This window comes from Agrobacterium sp. RAC06, from assembly GCF_001713475.1.
GTDB lineage: Bacteria > Pseudomonadota > Alphaproteobacteria > Rhizobiales > Rhizobiaceae > Allorhizobium.
Genome location: NZ_CP016500.1, coordinates 26,938 through 42,126, shown reverse-complemented (window position 1 = coordinate 42,126; position 15,189 = coordinate 26,938). Strand labels below are relative to the sequence as shown.

General features: G+C 57.0%; 14 protein-coding genes. 8 read left to right on the top strand and 6 right to left on the bottom strand.

The window, feature by feature from the left end:
• Positions 1-11 precede the first annotated feature (11 nt).
• Positions 12-902: a LysR family transcriptional regulator gene (locus tag BSY240_RS22220; RefSeq protein ID WP_069044123.1), complete on the bottom strand. Its 891-nt coding sequence runs from the start codon at positions 900-902 to the stop codon at positions 12-14.
• A gap of 103 nt (positions 903-1,005) precedes the next feature.
• Between BSY240_RS22220 and BSY240_RS22215 the strand changes: the two genes are divergently transcribed.
• The 6 genes from BSY240_RS22215 (at position 1,006) to BSY240_RS22190 (ending at position 5,950) form a co-directional block, all read left to right on the top strand.
• Positions 1,006-1,728, top strand: a complete 723-nt coding sequence (locus tag BSY240_RS22215; protein ID WP_069044122.1) for an SDR family oxidoreductase — start codon at positions 1,006-1,008, stop codon at positions 1,726-1,728.
• 46 nt (positions 1,729-1,774) lie between these two features.
• Positions 1,775-2,137 carry an Atu4866 domain-containing protein gene (locus BSY240_RS22210; RefSeq protein ID WP_069044121.1) on the top strand — a complete coding sequence of 121 codons (363 nt, stop codon included), beginning with the start codon at positions 1,775-1,777 and terminating at the stop codon, positions 2,135-2,137.
• A gap of 109 nt (positions 2,138-2,246) precedes the next feature.
• Complete coding sequence (locus tag BSY240_RS22205; protein ID WP_069044120.1) at positions 2,247-2,750, top strand: carboxymuconolactone decarboxylase family protein; 504 nt, start codon at positions 2,247-2,249, stop codon at positions 2,748-2,750.
• Positions 2,751-2,826: 76 nt separating this feature from the next.
• Positions 2,827-3,765 (top strand): alpha/beta hydrolase, encoded by a 939-nt coding sequence (locus tag BSY240_RS22200; RefSeq protein ID WP_069044119.1) that lies wholly within the window; start codon positions 2,827-2,829, stop codon positions 3,763-3,765.
• Between the two features lie 197 nt (positions 3,766-3,962).
• Entirely contained in the window at positions 3,963-4,637 is a 675-nt protein-coding gene (locus BSY240_RS22195) for a response regulator transcription factor (RefSeq protein ID WP_069044118.1), read from the top strand.
• Positions 4,634-5,950 (top strand): sensor histidine kinase, encoded by a 1,317-nt coding sequence (locus tag BSY240_RS22190; RefSeq protein WP_069044117.1) that lies wholly within the window; start codon positions 4,634-4,636, stop codon positions 5,948-5,950. The genes BSY240_RS22195 and BSY240_RS22190 overlap by 4 nt, the downstream gene beginning before the upstream one ends.
• 74 nt (positions 5,951-6,024) lie before the next feature.
• Here BSY240_RS22190 and BSY240_RS22185 read toward each other — a convergent pair whose 3' ends face one another.
• The 3 genes from BSY240_RS22185 to BSY240_RS22175 form a co-directional block, all read right to left on the bottom strand.
• Complete coding sequence (locus BSY240_RS22185) at positions 6,025-6,705, bottom strand: CPBP family intramembrane glutamic endopeptidase (RefSeq protein ID WP_069044116.1); 681 nt, start codon at positions 6,703-6,705, stop codon at positions 6,025-6,027.
• 873 nt (positions 6,706-7,578) lie between these two features.
• Positions 7,579-9,636, bottom strand: a complete 2,058-nt coding sequence (locus BSY240_RS22180) for a prolyl oligopeptidase family serine peptidase (RefSeq protein WP_083229766.1) — start codon at positions 9,634-9,636, stop codon at positions 7,579-7,581.
• Between the two features lie 664 nt (positions 9,637-10,300).
• Complete coding sequence (locus tag BSY240_RS22175; protein ID WP_069044115.1) at positions 10,301-10,912, bottom strand: TetR-like C-terminal domain-containing protein; 612 nt, start codon at positions 10,910-10,912, stop codon at positions 10,301-10,303.
• Positions 10,913-10,970: 58 nt separating this feature from the next.
• Between BSY240_RS22175 and BSY240_RS22170 the strand changes: the two genes are divergently transcribed.
• Together BSY240_RS22170 and BSY240_RS22165 are read left to right on the top strand one after the other, a co-directional pair.
• Positions 10,971-11,411: a nuclear transport factor 2 family protein gene (locus BSY240_RS22170; protein WP_069044114.1), complete on the top strand. Its 441-nt coding sequence runs from the start codon at positions 10,971-10,973 to the stop codon at positions 11,409-11,411.
• A gap of 12 nt (positions 11,412-11,423) precedes the next feature.
• Positions 11,424-12,260, top strand: coding sequence for an ergot alkaloid biosynthesis protein (locus BSY240_RS22165; RefSeq protein WP_069044113.1), 837 nt, complete (start codon positions 11,424-11,426; stop codon positions 12,258-12,260).
• Between the two features lie 188 nt (positions 12,261-12,448).
• Here BSY240_RS22165 and BSY240_RS22160 read toward each other — a convergent pair whose 3' ends face one another.
• Together BSY240_RS22160 and BSY240_RS22155 are read right to left on the bottom strand one after the other, a co-directional pair.
• Entirely contained in the window at positions 12,449-14,500 is a 2,052-nt protein-coding gene (locus tag BSY240_RS22160; RefSeq protein WP_069044354.1) for a 2Fe-2S iron-sulfur cluster-binding protein, read from the bottom strand.
• Positions 14,501-14,545: 45 nt separating this feature from the next.
• Entirely contained in the window at positions 14,546-15,157 is a 612-nt protein-coding gene (locus BSY240_RS22155; protein ID WP_069044112.1) for a glutathione S-transferase family protein, read from the bottom strand.
• Positions 15,158-15,189 lie beyond the last annotated feature (32 nt).

The window sequence follows — 15,189 nt, the reverse complement described above, 5'->3', positions numbered from 1 at the left end:
CAACATGTCACTCAGCGGGAGCTACGAAGATGCTCGACCAGGGCCCTAAGCTTCGGCGCCATATTGCGTCGGCTGGGGTAATAAAGATAGAAACCAGGAAAATACGGACAGAAATCTTCTAGAACTGGAACGAGCTCACCGCGGCTGATCGCCGGTCGAAAGCTATCTTCCATGCCGAAACTGATGCCCGCATCAGCGACCGCGAGCTTTATCATCAGCGCCATGTCGGTTGTCGTGAACGTATCCGCCACCGTTACCGAAAAATCTCGCCCATTCTTTGAGAACTCCCACCGATAGGGCGCAATATTCGCCGACCGGCGCCAACCGATGCAACGGCGGCCTGCAAGCTCGCTTGGATGCTGAGGTGTCCCGTGACGCTCAAGATATGCGGGCGATGCCACAGCGAGTTGACGTTGCTCACCTGAGACCGGCACTGCGATCATATCTTGGGCGATCACCTCTCCCAGCCTCACGCCGGCATCATACCCCTGCGCAACGATGTCGAACTCATCGTCGGTAACGGTGATGTGCAATTTCACATCCGGGTTCTGATCCAAGAAGGTAGCGAGGCGCGGGCCGGAAAGAAAACTTTCGGCGATCGATGACACCGCAAGATTAAGCCGTCCCCGCGGAGTTGCGCTCAGATTTGCCGCACCCTCCAGCGCGCCTTGCACCTCAGCCAAGGCCGGCGCGGCCTCGGCATACAGTCTCTCGCCCGCTTCCGTCAGCGCGACGCTACGGGTTGTGCGATTAACAAGCGCGATACCGAGTGTCTCTTCCAGCTTACGGATCGTCTGACTGACGGCTGAACGCGTCACGCCCATGCGGTCTGCTGCGGCGCGAAAACTGCGCTCTTCTGCGACCAGGGCAAAGACAGCAAGCGCGTTCAGGTCTGGCGGCATTGGTTAGTTTTTCTTCCCTCTGAGTTAAACAGAAAGCGGCTTATCGCGACAATACCCCAAGTCTATTCTCATGTTCAACATTCAACAGCGAGAGAGAAAAGTCATGGACAAGGTTGTTCTCATCACCGGCGCATCCAGTGGCATCGGCGTCGGGATTGCCCGCGAACTTGCTCGGGCAGGCGCGACCGTCGTACTCGGCGCGCGTCGCACTGACCGCCTTGAGGACGTTGCAAAAGAAATTCGGTGGGCGGGTGGCAAGGTCAAGACCTGCAGGGTCGATGTGACCAATCGTGCTGAGGTCGCAGCTTTCGCAGATGAAGCACGCCAGGAATTCGGCCGCATCGATGTGCTGGTGAACAACGCTGGCGTTATGCCTCTGTCGCTCATGTCGTCATTGAAGGTCGACGAATGGGATAGAATGGTGGACGTCAACATCAAGGGCGTACTCTACGGCATTGCCGCGGTGCTTCCGGAGATGAACGCACGCGGTTCCGGACATATCATCAACATTGCTTCTATCGGCGCCCTGTCCGTATCGCCGACCGCGGCCGTATATTGCGCGACAAAATTCGCTGTCCGCGCGATTTCCGATGGGCTTCGCCAGGAAAACGAAAAGCTGCGCGTCACCTGTATACATCCAGGTGTCGTGGAAAGTGAGCTTGCAAACACCATCACCGACCCGGTGGCGGCTGAAGCGATGAAGTCCTATCGCGCCATTGCGCTTACCCCGGATGCGATCGGCCGCGCCGTGCGCTTTGCGGTTGAGCAGCCCGAAGATGTCGACGTGAACGAAATGGTGGTCCGGCCGACCCGGACACCATTCTGAGCAGCAGCGTAAGGCACGGTGACATCAACCCTGCGGAGGCTACGTCATGAAAAATTTCCTACCGGTTATTGTCCTCGCAATCATTGCCGCTGCCGCCGCTTTCGGCGCACTGGCTCAAAACGCAAAAGCAGAGAATGAAATGCCCACCCAATCAACTAGCAGCCCCCAACATCAGAACCACCCTTATGTCGGGATGTGGGTCACCGACGACGGTCATATCCGCCACGAACTCCTACCAAATGGCCGCTACGACGAAGCCCGCGGCAGTCGTCAAAGTGCTTATCAGGGCCGTTATGTCGTCACCGGGAACCACATCGATTACTGGGATGACACCGGCTTTACCGCCGATGGGGTTTTTGTCGACGAGAAGACACTTCACCATGCCGGAATGATCTTGCGACGCCAATGACGTCCAGGGGCCCCAGGGAGAGCCTCTTCTGCGCTGCTCTCACAATGCCTGCCTTGCTGGACACGCAAGTCTGCACCTCAAATCAAACACGACTCATAGGAGAGCTGAAATGCCTGACGTCATCCGGTTGTCCCTTGCAGCATTTGGAACCGTGACGGTCCTTGCTGTGGCGTATCCAGCCCTTGCCCACACTGTTGAGGAACGTCGCGCCAAAGGGACGGCCGTCGTCAGCAAGCTGAACAATGGCATACCGCAAAACAACCTGGAAAACATGCGGAGAGAGTTTCCATTTTTAGCGGAGGCGACCGAGGCCTATCCGCTCGGTGATGTATGGTCGCGGCCAGGTCTCGACGACCGTACGAGACAGCTGGCAGCAGTTGCCACGTTCGCCGCCATGGGCATGACTGACCTGATGACAGTACACGCTCGTTACGCCTTGAACATCGGCGTGACGGAGGATGAGTTGAAGGAAATTGCCTATATGATCACCGTGCCCGCCGGCTTTCCGAGAGCGATTGTCGCGTCGCAGGCATTAGCAAGGCTCTTTGACGAACGAGCGCAGGCTACCTGTAGTGTTGCTACCTGCGAGAGCGAAATCGCGCCGACGCCTTAATTTGCTATCTCACCTTCGAAATGCCACGTCAGGTCGGCACCAACTACCGGGAGCATTCATTACTAAGAGGGAGCAAATGATATCTGCAACGATCGAGGCAAGAATTGCCCCTAGCACCCAAGCACAGGTGACCGAGGTTGAAGCGCCGGGCCCCGATGGCCCACTACGCGGAACGATGGTGCATACAGCGATTGATGCGCCGACCGTGCTGATTATACCTGGCTCCGGTCCAACAGATCGGGACGGAAACAATCCGCACGGGGTGCGCGCGGCACCCTACCGATTGCTGGCCGAAGACCTGGCTGGGCACGGAATTGGTAGTGTCCGTATCGACAAGCGGGGTATGTTCGGCAGCCAGACTGCCGTGGATGATCCAAACGCAGCGACAATCGACGATTATGTTCGAGATACAAGGGCCTGGATCGAAGTAATCCGTTCTCGAACCGGAGCTGAGCGCGTCTGGCTGCTTGGCCATAGCGAGGGCGGCTTGGTGGCACTGGCAGCTGCTAAGGCACTGGAGAATGTCTCCGGCGTGATCCTTGTTGCAACACCAGGCCGACCCCTCGGAGAGATCCTCAAGGAACAGCTGCGCGCTAACCCAGCCATGGCGCCTCTAATTGATGCGGCTGATCATGCGATCGACGAATTAACGGGAGGGCGGCGCGTGAATGAGGCGAGGATTCCGCCAGAACTTGCCCCACTTTTCAGTGCCAACGTGCAAGGATTTCTGATCAGCGCATTCTCGCTAGACCCTGCGGATTTGGCGAGCAAGATCGACAAGCCAATCCTTATCGTCCAGGGTCAGCGTGACCTTCAAGTGTCGGTTGCCGATGCCGAGCGGCTAAAAAATGCCGCGCCAAATTCGACATTGGTTACCCTTCCGGATACCAACCATGTCCTGAAGCGGGTTAGCTCTGTTGATCGAGACGCCAATATCGCGACCTATTTTGATGGAAATTTGCCATTGGTGCCAGAAGTGGTGGAGACCGTAAGCGCCTTCGTCAAATCTCGTTGAGAGTGAAGCTGTAGATCCGAGACGACCGGACGGTTGCCTAACACGGACACAGATTCAACTCAGCGGTCTTCACCCCTTAGACGCCACTTATCCGGTCAACCTGCGGGCGCTCGACGGACTCCAGACAAAAGACCTGAAACTACGGGTCGGAGCTCGTCTCCTGGGGGGCAGCGCTTAGGAAGTTTACGGAGGATTTCATGAGAGTACTCCTCGTTGAAGACGAAGCTCGGCTTGCAGACACTTTGTCCTTCGTCTTGCGCAAGGAGCGCTTTATCGTTGATCAGGTGGGCGGCGTGGCCGAAGCACGGGAAGCGGCAGCAATGGCTGAGTTTGATCTCGTTCTCCTCGACAGGACGTTACCGGACGGAGAAGGTCTGGCCCTCGTGCCTGTTCTGCGCTCACGCAATCCCGGAATTCATATCATCGTCCTCAGCGCGCGGGGTGCCGTCGAAGACCGTGTGGCGGGCCTTGATGAGGGCGCCGATGACTATCTTGTAAAGCCGTTCTCGATCGATGAAATGCTTGCACGCATAAGGGCGGTTCGCCGCCGCCCAGCTGAGCTACAAGGCGAGGAGATCAGGGCTGGATCAGTTGTTTTCGACTTGTCCAATGAGGAGGTCAAAGTGAACGGCGCACGCATCGATCTTCCGCGGCGCGAACTGCGGGTGCTGGCAACTCTTATGAAACGCCGCGGCAGGACGGTCCTGCGAGAGTCTCTGGAACAGGCTGTCTTTGCCTTTGATGACGAAATTCAGTCGAACACTTTGGACTCGCACATATCGCGGCTGCGTCGACGACTGCGAGGCTCGGACGCAGGTATTGAGATCCACGCGATCAGAGGGGTCGGATATCTGCTCCGTGAGACAGCGTGAAGAAGCCGAGGTCACTCAAGCGAGCCCTGGTCGTCTACCCACTGGTGTTTCACTTTGCGACCCTGATTGTCGCCTTTGCAGTTCTGGTCTCCGTAGCACTCCGGATCGACAGCGGCGGACCGTATACCGATGAGCAGATCACGTCGGCGATCGCCCGCGCCATAGAGCGAGACCAGACCGGCCGGCTCGTTGTGATGATGACACCCGAACTCGAGCAGATGCGCACTGAAACGCCTACTCTTTGGTTCGTGGCTGAAGATAGCCATGGCCAGAGCGTGTCGCTTGGAGAGATCCCACCGTTCTATCAGTCATTTGTCGGTCGCTTGAGTGATCTCTCTTATGCTCATATGCGTGACAGTACACCTCCATACGAACTGGCGGCTGTGGTTCGCAGAGAACAGACCGATATCGGAGAGCTTACAATCCTCGAACATGGAGCACTTTCAGAACTCAGCTTTATCGTGTTGATGGCTACCAACACCATTGCAATTCCCATTTTCCTGATGCTGGTACTAACATCGCTGATTGTAACACCTTGGATAGTGAAGCGTTCACTGAGCGGCGTGGTTAGAGTAGCGCGCGAGACTGAAGGGATTGACATCGACAGTCGGGGTCGCCGACTGAACATTCAGGATGTGCCACGCGAAATCCTGCCCTTAATCAGAGCCGTAAACCAAGCGCTCGCTAGGCTTGATGATGGGTATGAGCGCCAACGGCGCTTCATCGCTTCAGCGTCGCATGAACTGCGTACACCCATTGCCATACTGCAAAGCAAGATCGAAAGCTCGACACATCAGCCAGTTCAAGAACTCGGCCAAGATGTATACCGGCTGGCAACCCTGACCGAGCAGCTCCTCGACCTTGAGCGGCTCCAAGACGACACGCACTTCAAAAAGCTCGACCTTTCATCCCTTGTCAGAAATGTGGTCGGCGAACTTGCTCCGCTTGTGATCTCTAAAGGCGGAACAATCGAGGTTCAGGTGGTGCGGAGTGGAGATTGTTACGGGGATCGAGGAGCGCTTGAGCGCGTGATCATGAACTTGGTCCAGAACGCCGTCGATCATGGAGGTCGATCCGTTACCGTCAGGGTCGACGGACCCAACTTCGAGGTGGAAGATGATGGGCCTGGGATCCCCCCTGACGAGCGGGAGAGTGTATTTGAGCCATTTCATCGATTGCGTCCTCGACAGACGGGCAGCGGTCTCGGCCTGAACCTCGTGAAAGAGATAATCTCTCGACACAGGGGCCGGGTACAAATCAGGGAGGGCTCGAGAGGGGGTGCTCTGATCCGCGTTCAATTATCGGGAGTGTAAAGGCGACCAAAGAGTCATTTGGCTGATCTGCGAAGCTGCGCGGGTAACGCATAACGTCATTGCAGCCTTTGGAACTAGCCAGAGAGCGCTGAGCCGACACTGTGTAGGCCGTTGTAGATTGCATGAAGAACCACGCATGGCCAAACCGAACCTGACATTCGCAATAGGATGCCGCACATTAAGCCCATGAAAATCGCGATGGGCAGGATTACCCCTACACCATGGGCGATGCCAAATATCAGCGAGCTCAGGCCGACGCCTGCCCATGCGCCATAACGATTGAGCGCATTCGCGATGACGCCTCGAAACAGGAGCTCCTCTCCTAAAGGGGTCAGCATGGCGCCGCCAGCAAACGAGAGCACGAAGGGTAGGACACCGCCCCGCGCTGCGGCATGGAGTATCGCCTGAGGATCGTTGCCGCTGCTTCCGGACAACTCTGCGAGGCCGTAGAGAAAGATCAGACTGATCACGTAGCCAAAAACCGCCAAAGCCGCAGCGATCGCAAACCAATGCAGGCCGCTCGATGTAATGCCATATGCCGACCATTCACGGCGCCGCATCAGATAGGCGACTGCAAATCCGACGAGGCCTGCCACCCCTCCGCCATATGAACCGATAACGCCTTGCCATACAGGTTCGCCGGACGCCAGGCCGCCAACTGCAAGTGCCACCAGAACGAGAACGAACTGAAAGCATGTAATTCCGACACCCAGTTCTGCCCAAGTCGGCCGGGTCAGTGATTTCCATTCATGCATCGCAGGTCCTATCGAAAAGAGTCGTGGGCAACGATGGCGCATCTCATTTTGGGGTAAAGGGTTAGCGCCGCCTGTCCGTGGGAGCCGGCACACGCCACGCCCGGACCAGCGTCGGCGCGACCGTCAGCTCGACGGATTTAAGATCGACGTGAAAACGGGATCCCCAGCGACTTCACGCAAGAAAGTCCGCCGGTGATCCCATCTCAGTCCTAGTAGCCAGGACCACATTCACGGCGGCTTGGATCACGCCGGCAGCGCTGATCCCGAGCCCGATCGCTTATAATCTGGGCGTTGAGAGCCGTTTCGCTGGCGAGATTGGCTCTATACGCATTTTCCATAGATCCGCTATCGGACACGCATCCTGCCGTCGACAACCCCATCAGGGTTACCAAGACGACGCTCTTAAGTGCGTGAGTGCTTCGTAGGAGTGGTTGAAAGAACATTTGTATACCTCAGTTATTCGACGTCTCGAACTCTAGGTTTGCGAGGTCTGACGTCGAAGCTGACGATACGGCCGAAGATTGCAGCAACATGGAGCGGTCGCGAAGTGGGAAAAATGCACCTCGCGTACAACGAGCATTCACCAAGATTAGGAGCGATGCATACTCGAATTGATTGTTTGGCTGGTCTAGCCGAATTCGGGTAGAGGCCGGCTTCCCAGGCGCCAGCCTCCAAACCTCGTCGTTCGTCTGCAGAAAGTGCTTCCATAAGTGCAGCAGTCGCTTTCAGGCCGGTTTCATTGTTGTCGTCCCTTTGGGCGACCACAACGACACCATGTTCTCGCTTGGCGACACCGCGACATACGGCCCCTGAATTGGTCCGTGAGAGTGCAGAACGACAGGACCTCGGAGGAGTGATACCCTCCATGGACGTTTACCGGAGGCCGGTCCAATGCGCGGCAAAGGACCACCTATCGGCATATTCATCGATGATCTTCTGAGTTGGCGTGCCATCACCGTGGCCCGCATTTCGTTCCACCCTCAGCAGCTGTGGTCGCGGTCCGACTTCTGCAGCTTGAAGCGCCGCCACGTATTTAAACGAATGGGCAGGAACCACTCGGTCGTCGGTGTCTGCCGTCGTGACGAGTATGGCCGGATAAACCTCTCCTGCCTTGATGTTATGCAGCGGCGAGTAAGACCGGAGGTACTTGAAACTGTCTGCTGCCGATGGGTCCCCAAATTCCGAGATCCATAGTTTGCCTCCGGTAAAGCGGTCAAAGCGCACCATATCCATCACGCCAACGCCAGGGAGCGCGACGTCGAACAACTCGGGACGCTGATTAACGACTGCGCCGACAAGCATGCCCCCGTGCGACTCGCCGTGAATGGCAAGCCCACCCTCACTGCTAATGCCCTCACGCTTCAAAAATTCGGCAGCGGCGATGAAATCATCAAAAGCAGTCTTCTTCGACCGACCCTTGCCGGCTTCATGCCAGGCCTTTCCGTATTCGCCTCCACCGCGAATGTTGGCCACGGCATAGACACCGCCTTCTTGAACCCAAGCGACTGCTTGTGGCGAGTAAGCCGGCAGCAGCGGAATGCCAAAGCCTCCGTAGGCGGTCAGCATCGTTGGCGCAGCAGCTTCGGCTCCAGCGCGTCGAATGATCGAAATTGGGATGAGAGTTCCATCCTTCCCGGTGTGGAAGCGCTGCTCTACTTCGATGTCGCCCGGCGAACGCTCGGCACCAATCAAACCATCCGGCCCGGCCCACAAGGTGGCTTCGTCGGCGCTGACATCATAGCGGTAAACAGTCTTGGGAGTGGCGTAATTGGTAAACGTAAAGAACGCTTCGTTGTCACCTGGGCGGCCGCTGAACGTTCCCGCACTGCCGGCTCCTGGCAAGTTTACAGCGCCAACAGCCTTTCCTTCCAGCTCATAACGCTCGACTTCAATTCTCGCGTCGACCATGTACGACAAGAGAAGTTTGTCGCCAATCAGAGAGGCAAGGCGCAAATGCGCGCCAGGCTTCTCCTCAATGAGATCGGTGAAGACCAAGTTCGGCGCGGCAAGATCTACGGTGACGATCTTTCCTCGTTCGGCTCCATCAGTCGTCAGAACATAAAGTTTCGTACCGACATTGCCAACGAGCGCGGACAAATGATCGAAGCGCTCAATCACGGGCCGCACGTGCCACTCAGGAACAGAAAGGTCTACCAGCGAGAGAGCACTTCCTCCCATGAGTGCGGTCGAATAGATAATCAAATATCGTCCATCCGCCGTGACATCGACAGTATGTAGAAGCGGATGCTCGTCGGCCTCAGGAGAATAGACGAGGCGATCTTCGGACTGCTGTGTGCCAAGCCGATGGAAATAGACCGCATGGTTGACGAATTGCGGGTCAGATCGACCACTCTCATCTTGCTCCGGGCTGCCAGAGTAAAAGAGGCCGGAACCATCCGCCGCCCATGCAATCAGGGTAAAACGGGCCCAGGCAATCTCATCGGCGAGAACCGCGCCGCTCTGGGCATCAAGAACACGAATAGTACGCCAATCCGAACCATTCTCCTGGATTGCGTAGGCCACAAGCTTTCCGTCTTCGGAGGGAGCCCATACGGCCAGTGCTTTTGTACCATGTTCGGACCACTGGTTGGGATCCAGGATCGTCCGCTCCGCGCCGTTCTCTCCGTCTCGAACGACCAGGACAGGCTGCATGTCGAGCCCCGTGTTCCGGGTGAAGAAATAGTCCCCTCCTCGCTTGAGCGGACTCGTCAACTGCTCATGATTAAACAACGCCGTCAGACGATCGCGAAATGCGTTTCGACTAGAGAGGCTTGCCATGTGACGGCTTGTTGCGGTGTTCTGTGCGTCAACCCACTGGGCGACCGCTCGATCCTCTTTGAGATCACTTTCCAACCAGCGATAGGGGTCAGCAATGGCGGTACCGAAATGCTCCTCGGTGAGATCGACCTTTTTGGTTTCCGGATAGGTCATCGGCGTCTCCTCATTCGAACGTCCATGCCCCGCCGCGAGCAGAAGACAGAAAATCGCTGTGATAAATCGTACTCCCGCACGTGGCTGGTCAGATCGATCTTGACCGCCACCTCGATCCTCAACCCTTGTTGACAATGCTATGCATACCGCTCGCTTTAGGCTTCTCTGCATCAACCTGTGAAACGGGGCTCGCACGGTCGGTGCCCCGTGATGATTTGCCGTTCGACATCTTGCCAATGAGGCCCCGAGCCGGAGTTTAACCGTCGAGTTCATGGTGATTTGATCTCCGGTTGTAAAATCTGGCTCAACGGCTCCTGTTGGAAACCGAGCCGCTTACGCATTCCGTCGAGCCATCCTCCGGGAACCTGAGAGATCTCACGATGCTCAGCTCAGACTTACCCTGAAGCGTGCGATGCCGGTTTGCGGTGGATCGCAAGCTAGGCCTGAAGATTGCGTGAGCATGGAGTTTCAAATGTCGGTTCTGGTTTTTAGTCTACATGATCGCCTGCTTGCCATTGCCTGCGGCTTTTTCAGGCATGACACCACCAGCGGACAGTTCCATTCTGGTTTGATCCTCTCGAGTTAACGCAAAGCTCGCGCAGCATCTGTTCCGCCCTTCACGCCTTTGGAAGGCTGAAGCGTCAGCCCCACGAAGGATGGCGGTCTAAATCGCTTTCAGGCCGGCCACCAGCGCATCGACCTGCCGTTGGATCTGTACCCGTGTAATGCGACGTCGTGTAACGATCATGCCCCAATAAAGGGATGCGGGTATCATATCCATCGCAAGCTCACGGTCGATCCCGACGGGCAGTTCGCCGCGGCCAATTGCCCGCTCGATTAAGCTCACTCCGCCGCGCCGACGCGATACGGATAAACTCCTCAACACGGGCACGAGTTCGGAGCCGCGAGACGCTTCAGCATAAAGGTCAGGGAGTATTTTGCGCACGAGGCGATGGCGAAGTGCGCGCCTTAACATCAGCAGATATGCTTCTAGGTCTTTTGCAAGCGTCCCATAGTCGGCGATATCTGTCAGCACGACGCCAAACTTCTCAACCGCGTCGGCCGCGAGTGCGCGCTTAGAGGGCCATCGGCGATAAATGGCAGCTTTTCCTGCTCCCGCACGTGCGGCAACCCGCTCCAGGCTTAGCGCGGCATAGCCATTAACGGCCCACTCCTCCAGAAATGCGCGCAGGAGGGAATCCGTAACTTCGTCACGCATCACAGCCGCTCCGCTCGGACGCCGCTTGCTTTTTTCGTCGATACGCTTGCGTTCCATTCATTTTACCCCATATTGGTCGGAACGGTATCGTTCCATCGAAAAGGAGTAAAGCGAAATGTCCCATTCGATCGATCAGTTTCCCAGTCTATCGGCTTTGTTGCGGCAAGCTCTTGGGGACGCACTGACGTCAGATGCGCAAACTCTTCTGGAGATGTGCGCAGAGGACGTGGTGTTCGAATTTCCCTATCACCCAACCGGTTTCACGGAGCGTCTGGAAGGGCGAGCGGCACTCGAGGCCTATCTTCCGACAGTGTCGAAACTCATTTCGATTGAGTCCATGACGCTTCATCAGGCGTTCATTTCGGCAAGGGGCGACATGGCGGCGATCGAGTTCAGCTGCAAGGGTCACTCGCCCGTGACTGGTGCCCGCTATGATCAGGATTATGTTTCAATTCTCGAGCTTAGAGACGGTCGAATTGCCCGTTATCAAGACTACTGGAACCCGCTGATCGCTCTCTCTGCAATCGAGAGCGCGCCTTCGGCTGGCACACATTGAGAGGACTTGATCATGTCAACGCAGATCCTCGTCATTGGCGGCAAGGGAAAGACGGGAAGGCTCGTCAGTCAGGAACTCCTGACCAGAGGAGTCCGCACTAGAGTTGCCACACGTTCACCCCGCGGGGGCAATGATGTTGTCTTCGACTGGCAAGACCGCCGGATAGCGGATGCAGCCTTCGACGGCGTAACTGCCGTCTATATTGTTGCGCCCACCAACAACAGCGACCACGGCACGATCGTGCCTCCCATTCTCGAGATCGCGCGAAAGCGTGGCGTCCTGCGTTTCGTCCTGCTCAGCGCGTCATCCCTTGAAGCGGGCGGACCGATGATGGGACAGATCCACTCGTATTTGCGCGATCAGGTCCCGGAATGGACAGTGCTGCGGCCCACCTGGTTCATGCAGAACTTCTCAGAACAGCAACATCTCGATACGATCCGCAACGAAAACGCGATCTACTCCGCAACGGGCACAGGGCGCGTTGGTTTTATTGACGCAGCTGATATCGCGAAGGCGGCTGTCAGCGCACTGTTGGCGGAAACGTCGTGGAACCGCGACTTCATACTGACAGGACCAGAAACCCTCTCTTACGCGGATTTCGCCGAAAAGATCAGTGACGTGATTGGCCGAACCATCGAACACATCAATCTGACAACAACCGAACTGGCTGAGCGGTACGCAAGGGCTGGATTGGACGAAGCATATGCCAGTATTCTGGCAAAGATGGACGAAAGAATTAGCGAAGGCAGTGAGGATCGACTGAGCGACGGCGTGTTCGCTTTGACCGGACGGTCTCCTACCGCTGCAGCTGAATTCATCCGTCAGTGCAAAGATTCTTGGGCCCTATAGAACGGGGATATATCATGACATCGGGCCGATTGTTACGCTTCTCAAGTCCAGGAAAAGCTCTGACAACGCCGTCCCCACAGCAGGGATCCGACTTCAGTGGGCGCCATGGCTGCAGCTCTCCAGTCTCCCAAGTTCAAAAACCGCGTCGAACGGGATTTCCAATCGCTGGCGTATCGCGTCACCAAGACCTAGACATCGATTTGCAGGTTCCCGGAGTCTGACGGTACCGAGCAGCAGATGAGGGCTTCGCCCTCGTCGACCCGATAGCTCGGCTCGAAGAGATAACTCACGTCACCCCTGATGACCTTGGCCCTACACTCACCGCAATTGCCAGCGCGACAGCTGTAAGATGGCGAAAGCCCGTTTTGTTCTGCAAGGTCTAGCAGAGTTCCGCTTCCCGGGCTCCAAGAGGCCTCCCTGGCGGATTGCCCAAACACGACCTTTGTGACCTCCGTTGCGGGAGCCGGACCCGGCCGTCTGGCGGGTTGGCCGTTCACCTGATCGCGCCTCAGTGCTGCTGGACCGAATGCTTCCGCATGGATGCGATCATCGTTCACCTGGAAGGCGCGCAGCCCGGCGTACAAAGACTGCATGAAGGCTGGCGGACCACAGAGGTAGAAATCATAGTCGTCGAACGGCAGATGCGCCTTCAGCAGACTGGCATCAATGTGTCCCAAAGCGTCATACTTCCCTTCATCCGACGGCTCCGGTGCACTCAACACTCGAACATCCCGTATGCTGCCTTCGCCGCGCTCAACCAAGGACACGATCTCCTGGTCGAAAGCACGCTCGGCCGATGTCCGGGAAGACCGGAAAAGCCATATCGGTCTGCGGTAGCCAGTGTGGGTACCTACCTTAACGACATGGTGCAGCATGGACAGCATCGGCGTGATGCCAATGCCGGCAGCCAGCAGAACAGCAGGTCGGCCCTGCTCCACCGGATCGATGCAGAAGCTGCCTCCAGGCGCCAGTGCCTCGATATCGTCTCCAGGCTTCAGGCTGTGCAACAGCTGTGATCCCTTGCCCTCTCGTTTGACACTCAGCCGATAGAATTCTTCCGAGGGTGCGCTTGATATCGTGTAGCTTCGTCGCACAAAGCTTTTCTTGTCGGCAATCCGGATTGGAAGATGCTGGCCGGCCTTGTGCGGGACCAGTGCCTTTCCGTCTACGGGGCTGAGATTGATCGACCTTATGGTCTCGCTTTCGACAACAACCTCGTTGATCCGCAGGCGCCTCCAGACCTTGGCTGGCCGGGCAGCCTCCATAGGCTGTTCCGCTTCGGTCCAAGTCCCTGTGACCAGGCTATCGGGTGAATATCTGTCTTCTGCAAAGGTCCAGCGGAGCGGCAACACATCACGCCGCCACACAACCTTTTCCGGAAAGACCCGCCAAAAGCGCTCTGCACCCTCAAACCCCGCAATTTCAAAGGAATCAATGATCTCGACCTTGCCGCTTATCTGCAGCATGCCGCCCGTGTGGTGATCAACGAACAACAGGCCAGCGCGCGGGTTGACGACAAAGTTGCCGAGGGTGTTGAAAAACAGGTTACCGTTGAAGTCCGGTACGGTCAGCGCTCCATCTGCATCAATGCGCACGAAACCGGGCCGACCTCCCCGATGCGACACATCCACCTGGCGCCCCTGCCCACCCTGATCTGCATAGGATGCGACGAAGAATGTGTCCGCGTTTGCGATGAGCGCACACGCCTCTTCGTTCAGTGCATCTGAGATGATCGCTGGTGTGGGCGTATTCCAGGCCGGATCGCGAACGAATTCGAAATGACGGCTCTGGATGTAGCGCGGACAGTTGCCGAAACTTTGCACGACACCAACCTCGAAGCGTCCGTCGCTCTGGCGTTGAACAGTACCGTTCAGACGGTTCCGGCGCCGGGTGACGAAGTCGACCCCCACCAGACCAATGGGATCGCCGTTTTCCATCCCACTTTCAGCCGGATCAGCCCAGTCGCGACGGGCCTCGATTGCAAGCATCAGCGGATCAGGAGAATGAAGGAACCCTGGTCGCCCGGCGCGGATGGTTGCCCAAGGCAGACCATCCGGATCGACAGCACCGATCGCGACAAAAGGCAAAAGGGGAAAGAACTCACGATGCTGGTCTAGCAGGAAAGGCCGCAGCACTCTGCGACCGACGACGTCCATCTGATCGAGAACTCCGATGCTCCGCTGCAATTCGAGTTCACCTTCATGCCAAGGCGACGCAACTCGTTCCACACCTTTTGACATTGTCACCTCCATGGGAATGGCGGTCATACCGCCCTCACGTTGTTTTCACGCCCTCAAGCCCGCAACAGTCTTGGGAAATTCGACAAAACCGGCGAGCGCCTCGATGCGAGCCAGCCACTGGCGAACATTTCCATAGGGCATCAGGTCCACATTTCCTTCTGGCGCCCCGACGATGTAGCTGTAGAGCGCCACATCGGCGATTGTCGGCTTGTCCCCAATCATGAACGAATGCTGCTCGAGCTCCTTCTCGATCAACGTCAATATGCGGTGGGCGCGCGCGATAACCTCCTCGGCCCGGAAATTGGCGCCAAATACGGTGATCAATCTTGCGGCACAGGGTCCATAAGCAATCTCTCCGGCGGCCACCGAAAGCCATTTCTGGATCCTGGCAACAGTTTCCAGATCGTCCGGCAACCAGTCTTTGCGACCGAGCTTCGTCGCGAGATAGACAAGGATGGCGTTGGAATCGTTCACCACAAACCCGTCGTCATCAAGCACGGGTACCTGGCCGAACGGGTTCAGCTTCAGGTATTCCGGGGTGCGGTGCTCTCCGTTGGCAAGATCCACTTCGATGAGCTCAGCCTTCTGACCAAGCAGTGAGAGGAAGAGGACAGCCCGATGGGCGTGGCCTGAAAGCGGCAGGTGGTAAAGCTTCATCTCAGAACTCCTGGTTTCAACACTTGGCTAAA

What these genes read in the sequence shown, in the direction of transcription:
- BSY240_RS22165 (WP_069044113.1), top strand. Translation starts at nt 11,424, where the DNA reads ATGTCAACGCAGATCCTCGTCATTGGCGGCAAGGGAAAGACGGGAAGG.
- BSY240_RS22195 (WP_069044118.1), top strand. Translation starts at nt 3,963, where the DNA reads ATGAGAGTACTCCTCGTTGAAGACGAAGCTCGGCTTGCAGACACTTTG.
- BSY240_RS22215 (WP_069044122.1), top strand. Translation starts at nt 1,006, where the DNA reads ATGGACAAGGTTGTTCTCATCACCGGCGCATCCAGTGGCATCGGCGTC.
- BSY240_RS22205 (WP_069044120.1), top strand. Translation starts at nt 2,247, where the DNA reads ATGCCTGACGTCATCCGGTTGTCCCTTGCAGCATTTGGAACCGTGACG.
- BSY240_RS22160 (WP_069044354.1), bottom strand. Translation starts at nt 14,500, where the DNA reads ATGTCAAAAGGTGTGGAACGAGTTGCGTCGCCTTGGCATGAAGGTGAA.
- BSY240_RS22170 (WP_069044114.1), top strand. Translation starts at nt 10,971, where the DNA reads ATGTCCCATTCGATCGATCAGTTTCCCAGTCTATCGGCTTTGTTGCGG.
- BSY240_RS22180 (WP_083229766.1), bottom strand. Translation starts at nt 9,636, where the DNA reads ATGACCTATCCGGAAACCAAAAAGGTCGATCTCACCGAGGAGCATTTC.
- BSY240_RS22185 (WP_069044116.1), bottom strand. Translation starts at nt 6,705, where the DNA reads ATGCATGAATGGAAATCACTGACCCGGCCGACTTGGGCAGAACTGGGT.
- BSY240_RS22155 (WP_069044112.1), bottom strand. Translation starts at nt 15,157, where the DNA reads ATGAAGCTTTACCACCTGCCGCTTTCAGGCCACGCCCATCGGGCTGTC.
- BSY240_RS22175 (WP_069044115.1), bottom strand. Translation starts at nt 10,912, where the DNA reads ATGGAACGCAAGCGTATCGACGAAAAAAGCAAGCGGCGTCCGAGCGGA.
- BSY240_RS22220 (WP_069044123.1), bottom strand. Translation starts at nt 902, where the DNA reads ATGCCGCCAGACCTGAACGCGCTTGCTGTCTTTGCCCTGGTCGCAGAA.
- BSY240_RS22210 (WP_069044121.1), top strand. Translation starts at nt 1,775, where the DNA reads ATGAAAAATTTCCTACCGGTTATTGTCCTCGCAATCATTGCCGCTGCC.
- BSY240_RS22200 (WP_069044119.1), top strand. Translation starts at nt 2,827, where the DNA reads ATGATATCTGCAACGATCGAGGCAAGAATTGCCCCTAGCACCCAAGCA.